Source organism: Cohnella sp. GCM10020058, from assembly GCF_042683485.1.
Classification (GTDB): Bacteria; Bacillota; Bacilli; order Paenibacillales; family Paenibacillaceae; genus Cohnella.
The window spans coordinates 209,531-229,582 of record NZ_JBHUJV010000015.1 but is presented as its reverse complement, the minus strand read 5'-3'; the positions used below and the strand labels follow the sequence as shown (position 1 = coordinate 229,582).

The 20,052-nt window shown below is 59.8% G+C and carries 12 protein-coding genes; 4 read left to right on the top strand and 8 right to left on the bottom strand.

What is annotated here, in order from left to right; translation table 11 throughout:
* Positions 1–10 precede the first annotated feature (10 nt).
* Both ACFSR7_RS25835 and ACFSR7_RS25830 read right to left on the bottom strand, forming a co-directional pair.
* Positions 11–1,186, bottom strand: a complete 1,176-nt coding sequence (locus ACFSR7_RS25835; protein ID WP_378166590.1) for a response regulator — start codon at positions 1,184–1,186, stop codon at positions 11–13.
* Entirely contained in the window at positions 1,167–2,999 is a 1,833-nt protein-coding gene (locus tag ACFSR7_RS25830) for a sensor histidine kinase (protein WP_378166588.1), read from the bottom strand. Before ACFSR7_RS25830 ends, ACFSR7_RS25835 begins: the two co-directional genes overlap by 20 nt.
* A gap of 370 nt (positions 3,000–3,369) precedes the next feature.
* Between ACFSR7_RS25830 and ACFSR7_RS25825 the strand changes: the two genes are divergently transcribed.
* The 3 genes from ACFSR7_RS25825 to ACFSR7_RS25815 all read left to right on the top strand — a co-directional run bounded on the left by ACFSR7_RS25825 (position 3,370) and on the right by ACFSR7_RS25815 (position 9,555).
* On the top strand, positions 3,370–5,121 hold the full coding sequence (locus ACFSR7_RS25825; protein ID WP_378166586.1) for a methyl-accepting chemotaxis protein: 1,752 nt from the start codon (positions 3,370–3,372) through the stop codon (positions 5,119–5,121).
* Positions 5,122–5,283: 162 nt separating this feature from the next.
* On the top strand, positions 5,284–9,072 hold the full coding sequence (locus ACFSR7_RS25820) for a non-ribosomal peptide synthetase (RefSeq protein WP_378166584.1): 3,789 nt from the start codon (positions 5,284–5,286) through the stop codon (positions 9,070–9,072).
* 147 nt (positions 9,073–9,219) lie between these two features.
* Entirely contained in the window at positions 9,220–9,555 is a 336-nt protein-coding gene (locus tag ACFSR7_RS25815; protein WP_378166582.1) for a ribosomal protein L7/L12, read from the top strand.
* A 673-nt stretch (positions 9,556–10,228) separates the two neighbouring features.
* Here the strand turns inward: ACFSR7_RS25815 and ACFSR7_RS25810 are convergent.
* On the bottom strand, positions 10,229–10,984 hold the full coding sequence (locus ACFSR7_RS25810; protein WP_378166580.1) for a C40 family peptidase: 756 nt from the start codon (positions 10,982–10,984) through the stop codon (positions 10,229–10,231).
* Positions 10,985–11,422: 438 nt separating this feature from the next.
* Between ACFSR7_RS25810 and ACFSR7_RS25805 the strand changes: the two genes are divergently transcribed.
* Complete coding sequence (locus ACFSR7_RS25805) at positions 11,423–12,070, top strand: DNA-binding response regulator (protein ID WP_378166578.1); 648 nt, start codon at positions 11,423–11,425, stop codon at positions 12,068–12,070.
* Between the two features lie 577 nt (positions 12,071–12,647).
* On the opposite strand, the gene ACFSR7_RS25800 is transcribed toward ACFSR7_RS25805, so the two are convergent.
* From ACFSR7_RS25800 to ACFSR7_RS25780, 5 genes are all read right to left on the bottom strand, one after another.
* Positions 12,648–14,840 (bottom strand): alpha-glucuronidase family glycosyl hydrolase, encoded by a 2,193-nt coding sequence (locus tag ACFSR7_RS25800; RefSeq protein ID WP_378166576.1) that lies wholly within the window; start codon positions 14,838–14,840, stop codon positions 12,648–12,650.
* Positions 14,841–14,930: 90 nt separating this feature from the next.
* Positions 14,931–16,076, bottom strand: coding sequence for a family 8 glycosyl hydrolase (locus ACFSR7_RS25795; RefSeq protein WP_378166848.1), 1,146 nt, complete (start codon positions 16,074–16,076; stop codon positions 14,931–14,933).
* 82 nt (positions 16,077–16,158) lie between these two features.
* Complete coding sequence (locus tag ACFSR7_RS25790; RefSeq protein WP_378166574.1) at positions 16,159–17,094, bottom strand: carbohydrate ABC transporter permease; 936 nt, start codon at positions 17,092–17,094, stop codon at positions 16,159–16,161.
* Positions 17,095–17,108: 14 nt separating this feature from the next.
* Positions 17,109–18,083: an ABC transporter permease gene (locus tag ACFSR7_RS25785; protein WP_378166572.1), complete on the bottom strand. Its 975-nt coding sequence runs from the start codon at positions 18,081–18,083 to the stop codon at positions 17,109–17,111.
* Positions 18,084–18,184: 101 nt separating this feature from the next.
* Entirely contained in the window at positions 18,185–19,912 is a 1,728-nt protein-coding gene (locus ACFSR7_RS25780) for a type 2 periplasmic-binding domain-containing protein (RefSeq protein ID WP_378166570.1), read from the bottom strand.
* Positions 19,913–20,052: the final 140 nt, after the last annotated feature.

Sequence of the window (20,052 nt, the reverse complement as noted above, 5' to 3'; positions counted from 1 at the left end):
TATAAAAATATTAATCGGCACGCTGGCTGGCGTTCTGGTTCGCGCTATCCGACAGCCCGCTGACGAGCGAATCGTAGAGCAGCAGCAGCTCCTTGGACGGCTTGATACCGAGCTCGCGGCTCAGCAGCTTCACGTAATCGGTATACTGCGCGGTAAGCCTCTTTTTATCGCGCTCTATCGCATGCCCCCGCATCAGCAGACCGACGACGGCTTCATCCCAGGGGTTGCGGGCATGCAGCTTCTGCAGCAGCTTGGCGGCGGCGGCCGTGTCCGGCACGTCAAGCAGCGCGGCGGCAGCCGCCCGCACGAAGGCCGCATAGCGATTCGCCAGCCTCTCCGTATGCTGGACCGCCCAGACATAGGCTTTGGCGCCGAACAAATCGCCCGTATACAGCCGGTCGACATTCAGGGCTTCGGCCGCATTGCCGGCGTGAAGCTTGCCGAGCCTTGCGGTCTCCCGCTCGAACGTCTCGTAGTCGATGGCTGCGTCGTCCAGCTCCAGCACGTACCCGTCGTTTTCCGAACGGACCGACTCGCGCAGGCCGATCGGCTCCAGCGACTTGCGCAGCTGGTAGACCGCAGTGTTGAGATACTTCTCCGCGTTCGAGACCGTCATGCCCGCGAAAATCTCGGCGATCAGGCGATGGCGCGAGATCCGCTTGCCCCGGCTCAGCAGCAAGTACGCGAACAGCTCGGCGCTCTTGCCCGACATCCACTTCACCCGCCCCCGCTCGCTCTGCACGGCGAAGTCCCCCAGCACCGACACGGTCACCCGTTCCCGGATTTGGACAGGGGCACCCGCGGCCTCCGCGTTTCCCAGCGCCTTGCGGCTCTCCAGCGCGCGATGGACCGTCCGCTCCAGCCGCTCCTGCGTCACCGGCTTCACGAGGTAGTCGAGCGCGGACAGCTCGAACGCTTCCACGGCAAAGTCCTTGTGCGACGTGACGAACACGATCTGCGGCTTGCCGCCTGCCTGATCCAGCTTGGCTGCAAAGGACAGGCCGCTGCCGCCGGGCATGGAGATGTCGACGAAGGCCAGGTCCACGTCTTCCCGTTCGTTCAGGAACGCCGCTGCCGACGACGCATCCGCGAAGGTGCCGACGACCTCGAGTCCGGGATATTTCTCCAGCATTTTCCTCATAATGAGGTGCATAACGGGCTCGTCGTCAACCAGCATCACTTTCATCGTCGCTCACCGCCCATCCGTCTTTATCCGTCATCGCATCCCCGCCGGCATGGCCCGGCAGCGTGAACCAGAACGTCGTGCCCCGTCCCGCCGCGCTCGCAAATCGGAGCGTGCCTCCGTGCATGCGCAGAAACTCGCGCGTAAGCACGAGGCCGAACCGCATCTCTCCGCCGCCGTCCGAGCTCGCGAAGCCGGGCTCCTTGAAGTACATTTCGTCGCGCCGGAGCAGCTTGGCCGTCTCCTCGTCGATCCCTCGCCCGTCGTCGCTCACGGACACGCTTACCTCGCCGCCGCGGGCGGTCGCGCTCACCGCGATCTGGCCGCCGACGTCGGTGTACTTGATCGCGTTGGCCAGCAGGTTGCGGAAGATGAGGTCGAGCATCTCCTTGTCCGCGTTCACGGTCAGCCTGTCGTCGATCCGCTCCGCGATCCGGATATGCTTGGCGGCGGCTCTCGCGCCGGCCAGCGACAGCGCCTGGCGGACGACCTGCTGCAGGTTCCAGGCTTGCGGGCGAAACGCAATCGTGCCGTTCTGGCTGCGGTACCAGTCGAGCAGATTGTCCACAAGCTGATAGGTGCTGCGCACCTGTCGTTTGATCTCGGGCAGCACCTCGGCCTTCGCCCGGTCGGGCTCTTCCGGCTCCGCCTCCAGAATCTCGGTCAAGCTGACGAGCAGCGCGATCGGATCGCGGATATCGTGGGCCATCACCGTGAACAGCTTGTCCTTGAAGGCGTTCAGCTGTGTCAGCCGCTCCGACTTCTCCTGCAGCCGCTCCTCGTTTTCGCGCAGCGCCGTAACATCGCTCAGCATGATCATTTTCCCGATCGGGGCCGTACCGGTGTCGTAAATGTGGGTGATGCTGCATATGTAGTGCCGCATCCGGTCCCCGAGCGCGCGCGCCAGCGGGAACCGCTCGTCCAGATGCGTCGCCGACGTCAATCTGTCCAGCAGCCCGGGGCTCTCCGCGAGCAGCGCGCGGGCCGGCACCGGCCCTTCTTTTGCCGCATGCAGCAGCCCGGGATACGCCTCCGTCGCCGCGTCGTTGTGGCTTACGACCTGATTGTCGTAATCCAGCAGGATGACGCCGTCCCGGATCGTATCGAACATCTTGGCGTAAGCGAGCGGCGTCAGCCGCAGCAGCCGGAAGCGGAAAATACCCCAGGCATATACCAAACCCGACAAGGCGAAACCAAGCGGCGTGAAATCGATCTCCTTGTTGAACATATAGGCGATGTTGAACAGGATCGGACCCGCTGCGCCCACGATCAGCACGACGATCTGCTTGCGGACGATCGGGACGGCTCTCAGGTACATCGGGAGAAACAGCAAAATGCCGAACAGCAGAATCGTATAGTTGTAGACCGCGTGGATCGGATACCAGGGACCCTTGATCGTATTGTAAACGGGAACGAGGCCCTCCGCGTTCGGAACGTAGGCTTGATAGAGAAGATGGTGCCAGCCGTTGGTGAGGTGCAGCAGGAAGGTAACGGTCGGAATCAGGAAAATCCCGATCGCGGCCGGCCTCCGGTGCCGGGCGGCAAAACCCGTAAATTGAAACACCAGCAGCAGCCAGAAGGCCGATACGAACGGAATGCCGACGTACTCCAGCTGGTACGACAGCTTGACCTCGCGCAGGCTCTCGCTCACGATCTCGAACGTGTAGCCCATCGCATAGCAGGATGCCGTCGTCATCATCCAGATCATCGTGCGCGCCATCGGCTGCTGGCGCTTCAGATAAGAGAGACAGGCGACGAACAGCATGAGCGCCGTCGCAAGACACAGCAGCACCGACATCCATTGCCTCGTATCCACCGCGCTCGCCTCCCGTCTTCTCTCGTGTATCACTGAGATTCGACAAGCCGTGGCGAATTCCTTGTCGCTTGCGGCCGCGCCCCTGGGCTCCACTAGGCTTGAATTGCGCCCCCTGGGTCTTATGCAACAATTTACATAGGTACAACGAATTATTATATTGAAAAATTAAGTAAAAATTAAGCGAATCTATTACTTTTGGCTTTTATATTTTCGATAAAAGAATGTCGGAAATTTGGATGGGGAGGGAATTTTATACGCGTAAGGTAATGATTGAACGGCGGTTGCGACTATAGACACAGATATAAAAAAGAGAACTGCAACCGAACCGGTACGGAGCCAGATGCAAATTATACAACAGGAGCGGAGTTTAGTGAAGAAATTGCTTAGAATGTCCTTCTTTTCCAAAAATCTAATATTATCCTTTATCAACATTATCCTTATCGGTGCTGCGCTGATCACCTCCGCATACATCGTTGAAAAGAACATTCTGATCGACCAGCTGCGCGGCCAGATCAAGGTCGTCACGGAAAACTGGGCCAAGGGCATCGATGCGGACAAGATCCGGCAAGCGATGGCCGAAAAAAGCTACAAAGACCCCGTTCAAACGGAACTCACCGCTTATCTGGACGAGGTCAACAAAAACAATCCGAACATCGCCCAAGCGTATGTCTTCGGCACGGAGCTGACGAACGGCAACCAAACGTCGATCGCCGCGATGCCGACCAGCCTCGTGACCGCATTCGAAGAAGCGAAGCTGAACGTCGGCGACATGTACGAGCAGCCGAAGATCGTCGCCGACGCGCTCGCGGATATGCTGCATACCGGCAAGCCCACCTTTACCACCATCTACTCGGACGGTTTTGGTACCTGGACGACGATCGCTTACCCGATCAAAAATGCCGACGGCAGCACCTTCGCTTATTTCGCCGTCGACGTCGATGCCAGCGCGGTCTCCAAGGGTCTTGGCAAATTGCTGACCTACGGCATTACAATCCTGCTCATCCTGCTGGCCGTCATTTTGCTGATCCAGTTCATCCTTGCCCGCCTCATGATGAAGCCGATCAAGGAATTGATCCGGGGCATCGAGCAAGTGAGCCAGGGCAATCTGAACGTGAAGCTGCAGGCGGGCGACAGCGATCTCGGCATGCTGAACGAGAAGTTTAACACCATGGTCGGCCGGATCAACGATACGATCGCGAAGGTTCAACAAACCTCGCACGCGCTCACCTCCTCCGCCAGGGCGCTGCATGCCGTCTCGGAAAAGAACGACGCCAGCATGGACGCGATGACAGCCAGCATGCAAGAAATCACCGTGAGCATGGCGACGCAGGAGCAGGCGACGGGCGACGGCGCGACGGCGATGGCCGAAATGGCCAACGTCATTCAAAATATCGCCTCCAACTCCTCCAAAGTCGCGGACGAAGCGACGGAGATGGAAAAGCTGTCCCTGGAGGGCAACAAGGTCGTCCGGCAGGTGTCGGACCAAATGGGACAGATCGAAGAATTCGTCTCCCGCACGACAAACGCGGTTCAATTGCTGGAGGGCCGATCCCAGGAGATCGAGAATATCGTGGCGATCATCACGGGCATCTCGAGCCAGACGAACCTGCTCGCGCTGAATGCGGCTATCGAAGCGGCACGCGTCGGCGAGTACGGCGCAGGCTTCGCCGTCGTCGCGCACGAAGTCCGCAAGCTCGCGGAGATGTCGGCGCAATCGGCCAACCAGATCGCCGAGCTGATCAAGGAGATCCAGACCGAGATCGGCGTCGCCGCCGCCGCCATGGAGCAAGGCACGAACGAGGTCAGGATCGGCAAGGAGGTCGCCTCGGAAGCGGAGCGGATGTTCGCCGGCATTCTGAACGCCACGAACAACGTCTCGCTGCAAATCCAGGAGGTATCCAGCTCGACCGAGCAGATGTCGGCAGGCACCGAGGAATTGACCGCCACCTCCGCGGAGCTGTCGGCATCGGCGGGCAAGACCGCATCGAACAGCGCCAAGATCAACGAATCGATCGCGGACCAGAAGGAATCGATGCGCGCCATCGTCGAATCTTCGACAGGGCTGACCGCGATGTCCGTGGAGCTGCAGCAGCTGGTCGAACGGTTTAAGGTTCAACGTTAATCTAACGGATCGTTCAACCAGTCATTCAACGAATCGTTCAACGAATCGTCAACGGATTGATTTTGGCAGCTTCATATACGCACTCTCCCGGATCCAACCGAGACGCACACTATTCTCTGGGATGGGGTGCGTCTCCATTCTAGCAATGGAGGCAATAAAAAAATGGCTTTGCAACCGCCGGTTCTCTTGCTGCCGATGGACTTCTCCCGTCATACCCGCACTTATGCTTACGTTACGACCGAACATGCATTAAGCGAGCCATTGACCCGGACGCTCCGGGAATCCAGAAGGGAGGGAAATCACGATATCGCTTTGCTCGCGGCCGTCTACTTCGCCTGGATCTGCCGGATGTCGGGCGAGCGGGAGATGGCGGCAGACGTCGCGACAGCTGCGAGCGACGCGCCCGTGCTCGTCGACGCGGCTGCGGCCAGGACGTTCGGCGATCTGCGCGATGCCGTTCATCGCGGCCTGATCGCGCCGGAGCCGCCGTTCGAAGGCGAATGCGAAACCCGCTTCTCCGTCGGCTTCCCGCTTCGCGCGGAGCGCGAGCTGCTTAATTGGCAGCTTCGCGAGCGCGAAGACGGCTGGCGCATTTTCGTCGAATACGATGCCTCGCTCTTCCGCGAAGCGACGATCGCACGCTATGTCCGATATTTTGTCGCGCTGCTGGAAGCTGCCCTGGCCGATCCGTCCGCAAGCTTTGCCGGGGTCGATCTGCTGACGGAAGAAGATGCCGCCGTCTATGCCGCGCTGAACGCGACGAAAGCGGATTACGATCGGGACGCGACCGTTCACGGCATGATCGAACGGGCGGCGGCACGTTATCCGGACAAGACGGCGGTATCCTCCGCAGACGGCAAATGGACGTATCGGCAGTTAAACGAGCAGGCGAACCAAACGGCCCGCATGCTGCTGGACCGCGGCCTTCGCAAGGGCGAATTCGTCACGATTCTGCTGGAGCGGAGCGCGGAGCTGATCGTGAGCCTGCTCGGCATTATGAAGGCCGGCGGGGTTTACGTCCCCGTGGATCCGGAGCATCCGGAGGAGCGGAACCGCTATATCGTGGAGGATACGGGCTCGACGTTCGTGCTGACAAAAGGCAAGTACATGTCCGTCGCGGAACGGTTGTGCGGGGGGATCGGGACGGTCAAGGCGATCGTGGACGTCGAGGCGGGATTTCCCGCATACGTCGGTACGGACAATCCCGACGTCGGCGCCGGGCCGGACGATCTCGCGTACGTCATTTATACGTCCGGCTCGACGGGTCGGCCGAAGGGCGCGCTCATCGCGCACGAAGGCGTCGTCAACCTGGGCGAATCCGTCCGCAAGGATTGCCGGATCGGTCCGGATGACGTGCTGACCCAATTCGCCACGTATAGCTTCGACGCCTCCGTATGGGATACGATCGGCGCACTGTTCTATGGGGCGGAGCTGTACCTGCTGTCCCCTGCCGAGCGGATGTCGGTCGAAGAATTCGCCGCGGCGGTCGAACGGACGGGAACGACGATCATCGCGATTTTGCCGACCGTGTTCTTTAACCAGCTGTCCGCGTATTTGTCCGAAGAAGGCTATCGGAAGCTATCCCGCGTCCACTTGATCACGGTGGCCGGCGAAGCGCTGTACGGGGAGCAGGTGCGCGCCTTCCAGCGCAAATTCAAGGACAACATCGCGATCGTGAACGTGTACGGCCCGACCGAGTGCACCGTCTGCACGACGACCCATACGATCAGGGGCTATATTCCGGACGATCTGGCGAACGTGCCGATCGGGCGGCCCATCGGCAACTACAAAGTTTACATCGTCAACGAGGAAAACCGGCTGTGCCCGGTCAACGTCCACGGCGAGGTGCTCATCTCCACGGTCGGACTGGCGAAGGGCTACTTGAACCAGCCCGACAAGACGAAGGACGCGTTCGTCCCGAACCCGTTCGAGCCGGGCAAGCTGATCTACAAATCCGGGGACTATGCGAAGCTGCTGCAGGACGGCACGATCGAGTATGTCGGCCGCAGAGATTCGCAGATCAAGATTCGCGGGCACCGGATCGAAATCGGAGAGATCGAGGACGCGTTCGCCAAGATTCCGAACGTGCAAAACATCGCCGTCGTGCCGAAAAAAGAGAAGGACGGCCAGAACATGCTCGTCGGCTTCTTCACGTCCAAGGACGGAGATCGGGTACCGGCCGTCGACATCAAGTCGCTGCTGGGCGATAAGCTCCCCGCCTACTTCGTGCCGAAGCTCATCATCCAGCTGGCAGAGATGCCGATCTCCCCTACGGGCAAGATCGACCGCAAGAAGCTGGCAGGCTATGAGCTGCAGCAGGAAGATCTGGATCTGGAGCAGGACAACGAAAACTATGTGCCGCCGATCGATGAGACCCAAGCCGCCATCGCGGCGGCATGGCAGGAATCGCTCGATCTGGGCAGGGTCGGCATCCGCGACGATTTCTTCGAGATCGGCGGCGACTCCCTGGCGATCATCCATGTGCTCGTCCTGCTCAAGCCGCGCTTCCCGGATATCGGCATCAACGACTTTTTCGAATGCAGGACGATTGAAAAGCTGGCCGAGCGCGCGAAGCGGCTGAGCGCCGGCGCTGCCGGTTCCCGCAAAGCCTACGCCGGAGGCGAGGTCATCCCGCTTGACGAGCATCCGGCCGTTCTGGGGCAACCGTCTGCTGAACTGCCGCATGAGCGGCGGGATGAGCGGCTGGGTGAGCGGCTGGGTGAGCGGCTGGGTGAGCGGCTGGGTGAGCGGCTGGGTGAGCGGCTGGGTGAGCGGCTGGGTGAGCGGCCGTCCGCCGTATTGCTAACCGGCGCGACCGGTTATCTCGGCGCCTATCTGCTGTACGAGCTGCTCGTCCAGAGCGATGCCAAGGTCATCTGCCTGGCGCGCCCAAGCGGCGCGGACTCGGCGCAGTTCCGCATTCAGAAGACGCTGGTGCATTATTTCGGCGCTTCGTCGCTCGATCTGCTGGACGGCGGCCGCGTCCATGTCGTGGAGGGCGACCTGTCGCAGCCCGGGCTCGGCCTGTCGCCGGCGGACGAACGGTTCGTAAGGGAGAACGTGGATGCGATCCTGCACAGCGCCGCGGACGTGCGGCATTTCGGCGACGCCGAGCAGTTCGACAGGTCGAACGTTCTCGCGACCCTTCATCTGATCGAGCTCGCAGAACAATCGGATCGCGGCGTGAGATTCCACCACATCTCGACGCTCGGCATTCCGGAGGATCTCGCGCTGAGCGGGCAGTGGGAAGAACAGCTCGCGCGCGCCGAGTTCGATCCGGACCTCAAGGTCGACAATCTGTACACGCAGAGCAAGCTCGAAGCGGAGCGGCGGCTCATGGCCGCGGCGAAGGGGGGGCTGGCCGTCAACATCTACCGGGCGGGCAACTTGTCCTGCCATGCGGAGAGCGGGCAGTTCCAGCGGAACATCGACAACAACGCGTTCTACCGGATGATCAAAGCGATGCTGCAGCTAGGCAAGGCGCCGAAGGCGAACTGGAACGTGGACTTCACGCCGATCGATTATGCGGGCAAGTCCATCGTGCACCTGGCGCTGCGTCCGGACACCGCAGGACGGCTGTTCCACATCTGCAATCCCGAGCCGATTCGCTACGATCGGATGATCGGGATGCTGGCGGAATTCGGTTACCCGGTGGAGACGCTCGACTTCGCTGATTATTCGGACTGGCTGTTCGATAAGGCCGTGCCCAAGGATCCCGAAGCGGTGAAGCTGGCGATGGCCCAGCTGGAAGGCGACGGAGCCAAGGATTCCGATTACCGCTACGGTTGTCCCGCGACCTCCTCGTTCCTGAACGGGACGAACATCCGCTGCGCGCCGGCGGACGAGGGCTATCTTCGGAGAATGATCGATTATGCCGTTGCGATCGGATACTTTCCGGCGCCGATGACGCTGATTCAGGCGGAGATTCGGGGCGGCATGGCGGGCGTTTAATTGCGTGCAGATTAAAATAAGGGTTACCCTTAACCAGCGCGGTTGGCTGGCGGGGGTAACCCTTTAAATATGTCATGCCCGTTTTAATTGCTATAATAGGTGTGATCCCAAGCTTGGGAGAGTCATTATTGAGAAAGGGGATACGTAATGGACCGCGCAGAAGTCTGGGCTCTCATTTCATTATTAATATCCATTATTCTGATGATCAGACTTATCGGCCTGCACGCCCGCTTAAATGAGCTCAAATACGATATTGCCCGTCTGGAAGGCAGGCCGGAGGCATATCCCGCTGCCAAGCAGTCAGCAGCCGATTCCCCCGCCTCGCCCCCCTTAAGTCCGATGGAGCTAACCTCCGAGTTGGAGGAGCGGCTGCAGCATTTGGTGACAAGCGGCAAGCGGATCGAGGCAATCAAGGTATTGCGGGAAGCTACAGGTCTCTCGCTGAAGGGTGCCAAAGATTATGTTGATACGATGCGGCCGTAGCGTTCCCTTCACTTTGCATCGAAATGATGCGCCACGACGACGATACCAAGCCGTTTCGCCGGACCGCAGCCGGAGAAGGCTCCAAGGATGCCGCCTGAACGCACAACGGACCGCGCCCCTCGGGAGCCCCGCAGGAGCGATGGGCAATCGGACGACGCCTCCCCCGTGCGAGATCCACCTGCTTGAGGCATAACAAACGAAAACCTGCAGATTTACATCCATTTTCGTGTATGACAAACCTTGATCGAGAAAAGATGCGAATCTGCAGGCTTTTCTCTCTTTTCCTTTGGAATTTCGGGCTTCACTGTTAAATGCCTGCTGATTTGCAGGCATTTCCGCTTAAGCTCGTCAAACCGGCAAAAAGCCTGCACGTATGCAGGCTTTTATTCCTCGGGAGCCCTGCAGGAGCGATGGGCAATCGGACGACGCCTCCCCAGTGCGAGATCCGCCAACTTGAGGCATAACAAACGAAAACCTGCAGATTTACATCCTTTTTCGTGTATGACAAACCCTGATCGAGAAAAGATGCGAATCTGCAGGCTTTTCTCTCTTTTCCTTTGGAATTTCGGACTTCACAATTAAATGCCTGCTGATTTGCAGGCATTTCCGCTTAAGCTCGTCAAACTGGCTAAAAGCCTGCACGTATGCAGGCTTTTATTCAGGAATGCCGCGATTAAAGCACGCGGCGCGCAGTCACATAGTGCGTCGACCAGAAGCCAGAATTAATCGAGCTGATCAGGAGCCCGTCGACGGACGGCGTATCGTGGATGACCTGTCCGTTGCCCATGTAGATGCCGACGTGGTTGATGACGCCGTTGTTGCTGCCGATCGTATCGAAGAATACGAGATCGCCTTTGGCCAAGTTGCTCCTGCTCACGAACGAACCGGCGGTCTTTTGAGACTTGGTGCCCCACTTCAGGTCGACGCCGATTTTGGCGAAGACGAATTGGGTGAAGGCCGAGCAGTCGAAAATCAGCTTGGACGGATTGCGCGTGCCGTAGTCGTAGCTGACGCGGCCCATGTAGCTCTGGGCGATCGCGATGACTTGGTCGGCCTTCGCACCGCCTCCGCCAGCGGAAGGTGCCGCGCTTCCTCCTCCGCTTCCTCCGCCGACATAATTCGTATATTCGCCGCTCGACGAGATATAACCCGAGTTGCCCTTTTGATCGAATACATGCAGCCAGTAGCTGTTCGCTTGACCGACGACATGGACCGACTCGCCTGCGCCGATCATCCGGATGACGCCCGAGCTTGACGAAGCGCTGACCCGCAGGTTCACGCCATGTTTAATTTTCGTATCGTAATAAGCGGCGGCAGACGCCTTTGGCGCGGAAACGGCTTGTCCGGCCGTGACGGCCCCAAGACCGATTGCGGCGCATAGGCCGACAGCCAGCGCGCGACGCAGAAAAGCAGGTTTGGTTTTAGACATGTGAGTTCCCTCCTGAGATGTATGTAAGTACCTCAGAACTCACGATATCATAATTGAAACAACCTAAAGTTTACCACGAAGGAAAAAAACGCCGTTGGATCATAAAATTTCGTTATTTATTAAAATATGTTGAGAAAACTCTCATCTGTTTACCTCTTCAGCCAAATTATTCTCATTCACGGCTTGCAAACGCCTCTTCCATCCGCTAGATTGATTTCATACAGGTGTGAAGCACACGCCGTTCGTGCAGCGAATCCAGGAGATTCGCTGCTCGGACGGCTTTTTGTATATCTAGGAGGAGATGAACATGGGAAAAACATCCGCTCGCCGTCTTGGCGCAGTAAGCGCTATGCTGCAGCAGCTCCATTCCGGTGCTGCAAAAAGCGGCGAACTGACAGATGCGCAAAGTCAACTTGCTTTTGAGCAAGCTTTTGCGGCGTGGTGGAGACAAGTTCTCCGGAGGCTTCGGACCGCGGCCGGGCCAGGCTCGCCGGCGGCTTATCGCACGCTTCGCTTTTCTTTCTTCGTTTCGTATGGTGGCCTGCTTTCCGCTCGCTGACGGGACTCATTCCCGAGTACGAACTCGTCGACTACAAAGATGGATATCGCTATATCGACTTCGTCTATTTAACGAACGGTCTCCGCATCGCCATCGAGCTGGACGGGCGCGGACCTCATCGCCTGCACTTATCCGCCGCCGAATTTGAGGACGAACTTATGCGCCAGAACTACCTGGTCCTCGACCGCTGGCTTGTTCTTCGCTTCCCTTTCCTCATGCTCCGAGACAAACCGCGGCAGTGCCAACAGCTGTTGCAGCAATTGCTGGGCAGCACGGGCGGCCACCCGATCGAATCTCTTAACCAACTCTGTCCGACAGAACAAAGAATACTCGCATGCATATCCAGAATGACCGGCTCGTTTGGACCCTCGCAGGTTGCAGCCGCCACCGGTATGAGTAAAAATACCGCTCTTAAATATCTAGTGCTACTCGTCGACAAACAAATCATCTCGCCAGCAAACCCCGAGCACCGAAAAATCCGAAAATATTCGCTGAACCGCGACCGGATTCTCTTTCCCTTCCTTTGATGCAAAAGAGAATAGCGCAAATTTGCGCTATTTCGGAGCCTCATGTTATTGGCGGCGGCGCATGTCGGGGGACGAATACAAGAAATAGCGCAAATTTGCGCTATTTGTGTGGACGAGAAAAGCGGTGGGCGGCAGGATGAGACAATGCGGGCAAAAATAGCACAAATTTGCGAGATTAGGAGTGGCATCGCCGCTTCGGTCCCCACATTTGGAGTTGAAGCACGCGGTCCAGCATGACTGCGGCTTGCGCGCGAGTGGACATGCCGCCAGGCGCGAAGCTGCCGTCCGGCATGCCATTGGCGACCCGGTTCGGCGTAGCGCAGCTACGGCATCCCAGGCTTAGTCGGCAATCGCGCCTTCGTCCGCGAAGGCGGCTCTTTTCTCGCCCGCTGGCCAACGCCGAACGCGTTGATACGCGCCCCCCGCGCTCAGCGTCAAGTCGTAGACCGGCTGGTCGCCGGGTGCGGAAGCGGCAAATTGACGGCAACGCTTTTCGTGCCGGCCGGCATTCGAACGCCGATTCTCGTCTCGCCGTTGCCCGATGATCCGCCTAATCGCCGGGTAACGCGAACAATCGTCAATAAATCGTTCGACCGTGGGCGTCCGGGATGCCCGATTTGCGATAGAAGTAGGCGTTGAGCTGATCCCGCCACTCTCTCGCATGCTCGGCCTGATGCGCGAGCCTCTCTCGAACCGACGCGTGGACGCGTACGGGAAGCCGGTCCGCTATGCCGTCCCAGGCAACGAGCAGTCCGGCAGCCCGGTCTGCGCCCTCGAAGCGCGTATCGTAAATGTGTTGAATGACGCTTTTGCCGCTTTTGAGGCGCATGCCGTAAGGGACGTGGTGGAAAAAGAGCAGCAGCTCGTCCGGGCAGGCGTGCGGAGACTCGTATAAGGCCGCTGCCGCTGCCGGGTACTGACCCGCGTAGCCGGTGCCGGTCGCAACGGTGCGATCGACGCCGATGCCGTCGCGATCCGCATAGTGATAGGTGCCCCATGGGCTGTATTCGTACCCGTCGACGTTCGGCCCGTAATGGTGGTTCGGATTGACCATCCAGCCGACGCCCAGCGGCGCAGTGTACGATTCGTAGATCGCGTGCGATTCCATCAGCATCCGGATGACGGTCTCCTCGACGACCGGGTCCGGTCCCAGCGTCATCCGGATCCACTCGCGCCCGATCGCTTCGGCGGAAGCCGACGGCTGCCAGGCGAGCCGGCCGTAGCCGTACCAGTTCGCCTGCGCGAGCAAGTGTCCGGTCCAATTGGCGTCGGTGCCGACATTAGACACGGCGGCAAGGCCGCCGCGCCAGCCGCGATGGCCAACTGCGGGACCGCCTCGCTCTCCCGTATCTTGGCCGCCCTTGAGACCGCCCGCCGCGTCCGCCACCGTGCGTCCGTCGCCGGCGTCGAAGTCCAGCGCCTCCTTCCACATCGGAAGGAGATAGCAGAGATGACGCTGCTGCCCCGTGTACTCCTGCGTAATCTGCAGCTCCAGCGCGATCTGCGTGCGCCGGAGGCCGAGCAGCAGCGGGGATACGGGCTCGCGCACCTGGAAGTCCATCGGACCGTGCTTGATCTGCAGCACGACATTATCCCGGAACGCGCCGTCGAGCGGCATGAAGTGATCATAGGCGGCGCGCGCGCGATCGGTCCGCCGGTCCCGCCAATCCTGCTTGCAATCGTATACGAAGCACCGCCAGACGACCGTGCCGCCTTGCGGAGCGAGCGCATCGGCCAGCATATTCGCGCCGTCTGCATGGTCCCGCCCATACGTGAACGGACCCGGCCGGTGCTCCGAGTCCGCCTTGACGACGTAACCGCCGAAGCCCGGAATCCGCCGGTACGCCTCTGCCGTCGTCTCGCGCCACCATGCGGCCACAGCCGGGTCCAACGGGTCGGCCGTGGCGAGCCCGCCGAGCTCGATCGGCACGGCGAAGTTGACGCTCAAATATAAAGCGATCCCATATTCGCGGAAAATTTCGGCTACCCCCGCCACTTCGTCGAGCCGTTCGGGCGCCAGCAGCCGCGTCTCTTTGGCATGAACGTTGACATTGTTGATCGCGACCGCATTGATGCCGATCGACGCCTGCAGGCGCGCATAATCGCGGATCCGGCCGATCCGGCCCCCCAGGCGTCCGGCTTCGAAAAACAGGCTACCGCCCGCGTACCCTCGCTCGACGGATCCGTCCGCATTGTCCCAATGGTCGATCATCCGCAGCGGATAGGCGGGCCGCTCCACCATTCGGAGCCCGCGAATGTCGCCGCCCATCTGCAGCAGGCGGATGAACCCGAACGCCGCATACAGCGCGCCCTTCGCACCGCCCCCGAGCAAGTAGACACTTCCGTTCGCGCCCGTTCGGATCGCATAGCCCTCTTCGCCGAGCGTGCAGGTGCCGTTAATATCTGTCGCTCCTGCTCCTGCTCCCGCTCCCGCTCCTCCGTTCGAGCCCGCATCCCCACCAATCGCATCTGCGGCCAGCTCATACCGTCTCTCCTGCACCCTGTCCGCCAGGGTGACGACAATTGCAGGCTCGGACCCCCAATCGCCGGAACCGGCTTCCGCCTCAACGTCAACCGGCTCGATGCCGAGCAAGCCCGCAATTGCGCGCCTTAGTTCAAGGCGCGCCGAAGTCAGCTCCGCACCGGCTCCCGCTACGACGAGCCTCCCGCATACCGCCGCATACCTTGCGCGTAACGCCTCGTCCTCGATCAGCCTGTAATCCAGCCACGCTTGCTCGTATACCGCGTTCTCCGCTCTCCCTGTATCCATCCCTTACCGCCCTCTCCTTGCAAATAAAAAGAGTCTCCTGCAAGAGAGACTCCCCGCTTTTTGTCAGCCATCGTTATCGGCCCCGGCCGCTCAAGCTCCGGGCATCCATATCCGGTACCGCCCGCTCAGCGCCAGCAGCGCGAACATGTAAAGGCAATTGTCATAATACCGCCGTTCGCCCTCGCGCACCGGCGTGTCCCAGAACCGCCCGACCGCCTCGCGCGCGTGCGGGCCGTCCGGTACCGCGAGCGCCGCGCATGCGTTCGCCGCGACGAGGCCGACCGGGTGCAGCGCCGGCTCCTCGAACGGCGTCCCGTCGATCCGGTAGCGCCGATAGTCGGCCGGGTCCTTGTCCGCGAAGAAGCGCAGGATCGCCGCCGCCTGGCTATTCATCCACGGCGTCGCGCCGAACCAGGCGGCTTCGAGGCCCACGTTCGCGGCGACCCGGTACGAGTCGCTGTAAAAATGCCCGTAGCCGCGCTCGTCGTTCGGCGTGCCGTCATAATAGGCGTATTCGGGCGCCAGCCCCGTCTCCGGATGGCAGGCGAGCGGCAAGTACGCTCGGCTCGCCGCGGCTGCCTCCCGCCAGAACGGCCGGTCCGCCTCGTCCTCCCACAGCGCGAACAGCTCGTAGAAATGCGGCAAATGGTACGACGGATCGCTATATTCGCACTCAGGCACAAACTTGATGAGCCGATTGTCCCGGTTCCACATCGGGTACCCCGGCCCTTGCTCCCCGTTATGCAGGCAGGCGCGCAAGATGCCCCGTGCCTTGGCCGCGTAGTCCAGCGGCGGCTCGCCCTCGCCCCAACGGTGCGCGGCGAAAAACAGCGCCAGCGCGAAGTACTCCTCGCCGTCCGGCGCCGGCCCTGATGAATTCCGCGTCCCGTCAGGCGCGCAGGACCAGGCGAAATACCCGGCATGCACGCCGTCCTTCATATGCATGTACGTCCACGTCCAGCGCCACAGCCGGTCGAACAACGCCCGATCGTCCATCTGCACGGCCATCATCATGCCGTAGGACATGCCCTCCGTCCGCACGTCGAGATTGCCGGTGTCCAGCATATAACCCATGTCGTCGCCGGACGGATAATAGATCCGGGTACGCTCATCGCCCTCGAACAGACGCAGCCAAGCGTCCGCAAGCCTGGCCTCTATCGCTTCCGGCGCATAGCCGTACCGCTCGAGCAGGTTCGGATACTGCCCGGTGCCTAAAGCCCCCGTTCCGCCGCTCATCGCGCTCGCCTCCCCTCCCGATGCCGAAGGCGCCTCGCCTTTTCCCATCTCGCCCGACTCCCTTCCTATCCTTCCGCCAACCTTAACCCTTCACGCCGCCCACGGTCATGCCTTTCACAAAATACTTCTGCAAGAACGGATACACGACAATCATCGGAACGGCCGCCACGATCGTCATCGTCGCCCGGATCGAGAGCGGAGACACTTTGATCGAAGCGCCCGCATTCGAATTCGCGAACGCCGTCTCGGCGCTGGAGGTCGTGTTCGAATTTTGCAAAATCTTCTGCAGCTCGTACTGCAGCGTGCTCAGCTTGACGTTGGAGGAGTTGTACAGAAACACGTCGAACCACGAATTCCACTGGTACACCGCCGTGAACAGCGCCACCGTCGCCAGTACGGGCAGGCACAGCGGCAGCACGATGTTGATGAACGTCCGGAAGTCCCCCGCGCCGTCGATCCGCGCCGACTCCATGATGCTCTCCGGCAGCTGCTCGATAAAGGAACGGATGATGATCAAGTTGAACACGCCGATAATGCCGGGCAAAATATAAACCCAGAAGTTGTTGATCAAGCCCAGGTCCCGGATGAGCAGATAGTTCGGGATCAGGCCGCCGTTAATGTACATCGTGATGATGAAGGCGATCGTCACGAACTTGCGCAGCACATACTCCTGACGGCTGATCGTGTAGGCGACCATCGCGGACGCGAACACCGTGACGATCGTGCCGATAACGGTGCGCAGCACCGAGATGAGCGTCGCGTTGTAGATCGTCGCTTCATTGAAGACGAATCTGTAGTTCTCACCGGAAAACTGGCGGGGCCACAGATGGATGCCGCCCTTGATCGAATCGCTGGCGGCGTTCAGAGACACGGCGAGCGTGTTGAGGAACGGATACAGCGTCACGACCATAAGCAGCGTAAGGAAGACGTAATTCAATATATCGAAAACCCGGTCGCCGACCGAAGAATGCCGGCGCGAGCCGCGCGCTTGCCGAGGCGCGCCTGCCGCGTTCGCCATGCGGACCCCTCCTTTTAGAACAGTCTGTCTTGTCCGAGCCGCTTCGCGATATGGTTGGCCGAGAACAGCAGGATGAAGCTGACGACCGTCTTGAACATGCCTGCCGCGGTCGCGAGCGGAAAGTTGAACTGCTGGAGGCCGTATTTGAGCACGAATATGTCAATGTTCTCGGAATAATCGACGTTCATACCGTTGCCGAGCAGGTACTGCGGTTCGAATCCCGATTCCAGCAAATAGCCGATGTTCATGATGAGCAGCACGATAATGACCGGCTTGATGCCCGGCAGCGTGATATACCACATCCGTCTCAGGCGGCCCGCGCCGTCCATCTCCGCCGCCTCGTACTGCGCCGGGTCGATCGAGCTGATGGCGGCCAGATAAACAATCGTGTTCCAGCCTACGTCCTTCCACACGGAGCTTGCGCCAAAGATTCCCCAGAACCATTCCGCCTTGCCGAGGAACAGGTATTCCTGTCCCTTTTCGATAATGCCGAATGCCTTGAGCAGTTCATTGACCACGCCGTCCGGCGCCAGCATCGTCTGAATGATGCCCGCGGCGACGACCCAGGAGATGAAGTGCGGCAAATAGCTGACGGTCTGCACGACGCGCTTGAACGCGACCTTGCGGACCTCGTTCAGAAGCAAGGCGAGCGATACGGCTGTCACGAACCCGAGCACGAGATTGATGCCGCTCATCGCGAGCGTATTGCGCAGGGCGATCAGGAAGCGGTCCTCCGAGAAGAGCGACCGGAAATGCGAAAAGCCGACCCACTGCTGATCCTTGAAGGCAAGCGAAGGCTGATAATCCTGAAATGCGATCGTCCATCCCCATACGGGCACGTATTTGAAAACGAACAGCCAGATGACGAAGGGAACGGACATCAGGACCAGCATGCGCTGGGATACGAGTTTTTTGACGAACAGCTTCAGCCCGCCCGGCTCTGGCTTCGACGTCGACGGCGACGTTGACAGCGCGGTGTTGTTATCCATCCTACTTGCTCCTTCCGTCGGGCTAAAGGATCGAAGGAAAGCCGGCCGCAGCACGAAGCTGCGCGTTAAGCCGGCTTTGGCCTCCTATCGAAAACCGTCCGTTACTTGGCGACTTCCACGATCTTCTTGATTTGCTCCGTATACCATTTTTCGTAGCCGGCCGTATCGAGCTTGCCGAATTCCTTCATGTAATCGGCCCATGCGCCTTCAAAGTCCGCCGGCTTAGCGAGGACGAGCTTGGCGTAATACTTTTTCAGCAGATCGTCCTTCTTGGTCTCCCAAATCTGCTGCGGCGAGCCTTGTTCCTTCGGAATGCTCCAAGCCGGGAACCACGGACGGTCTTCGGGCTTGTCGAACATCTGCGCATAGGTCTGTACGCCGTACTTGTCCAGAATCGTCTTGTCGCCCTCGGTCAGGCTCAGCTGGAACACTTCCGGCTGGAAGCCCGGCGCCACCGCGTTGCCGTCCGCGAGTGTGGACGAAGTGCCGTACTGCGGCCAGTCCCAGTCGTACGTCTTGAAGCCGAACTTCTCGTTAAACGCGTCGTCGAGCTTCGCAATCTGCTCCGCCGTCCGGTAGAAGCGGCCTTTGTCGTCCACCTCGTAAGTCTCGCCTTTAATGCCCCAGCTCTTGAGCACCTGGTTGTCGTCCGTCAGCAGGTTGTCCCAGTATTGGATAATGCGGGCAGGATCTTTGGCGCTCTTGGTAATGCCGGCGCCGCGGTTGCTGGTCCATCCCGGTGGATCCAGGTACTGATCGTGCGTGCCGTCGAACGTTACCGGCAGCGGGAAGTACACGTAGTCGTCCTGTGCCTGATCCTTTCTTGCCGCGTCCTTCAGCACGTTCATCGCGTTGCCGATCTGCCAGCCGTAGTCGAAGAAGCCTACGACCTTGTGCGATGTCAGCTTGGCGATGTATTGGTCGTAGTTGTCGACGAAGGAGGCTTTGTCGAACAGATTTTTCCCGTTCAGGTCGTTCAGCGTCTTCAGCCAGCGCTTCTCGTTCTCGGAGCCGGCATACGTCTTGGCTTCGTTCGTATGGATGTCGACCATGACGTTGCCGTCGTTCGGGAAGCCGGCGAGGTGCATCGGCGGGTTGGAGGTCGCAAAAAACCGCCAGTCGTGCGTCAGCGTGATCATGCCCGTCAGATTCTCGTCCTTGTGTTTGGCGACGTAGTCCTCAACCAGCTTGACGTATTCGTCCAGCGTCTTGATCTTCGGATAGCCCGCTTCCTTGAGCACCCGGCGTTGAACCCAGAACGCACCCTGGTTGATGTTAGGATCCGCCACGTACTCGCCGACCTGCGGTCCGAACGGTAGGAAGTAGATCTTGCCGCCATAGTCCGCCCGCATGCGCTCGAAGTACGGGCCGTAGACGCGCTTGATGTTCGGGCCGTACTGCTCGATCAGATCGTCGAGCGGGATGAAGGCGCCGGCCTTCAGCACTTCCTCGATTGCGGCGTCCGGAATTATGACGTCCGGATATTGATTGGAAGCAATCATCGTGCCGATCTTCGTATTCAGGTCTCCGACCAGATGCTCGATCTTGAAGTTGACGCCGGTCTGATCCTCAAGAGCCTTGCCGATCGTCGTCTCGTTGGTGTTCAGATCCTTCTCGCCCGCCACGCCGTTAAAGAAACTGAACGTGACTTTGTCTAGCGGCTTCTCTGACGCAGATGCCGTTGCCGATGCCGAACCGCTCGCCGGCGCCGACGCGCTGTCTCCGGTTGAGGCAGGAGATGCATTGCCGCCGTTGTTGCCGTTCGAGCATGCGGCCATCGATACGGCCAAGGCGGCAGCCATGCCGGCTGTCCACAGTTTTTTTGCCACTGCGTTCGAACCCCTTCCCTGACGATTCTTTGTTTTGTAAGCACTTTCAGTATAAAACGTCCGGGCCAGTTTGTTTACCGAATAAACTATAGATGCTACTTAGGAATTTTAGGATGCGGAATTTTAGGACATAAATGAAA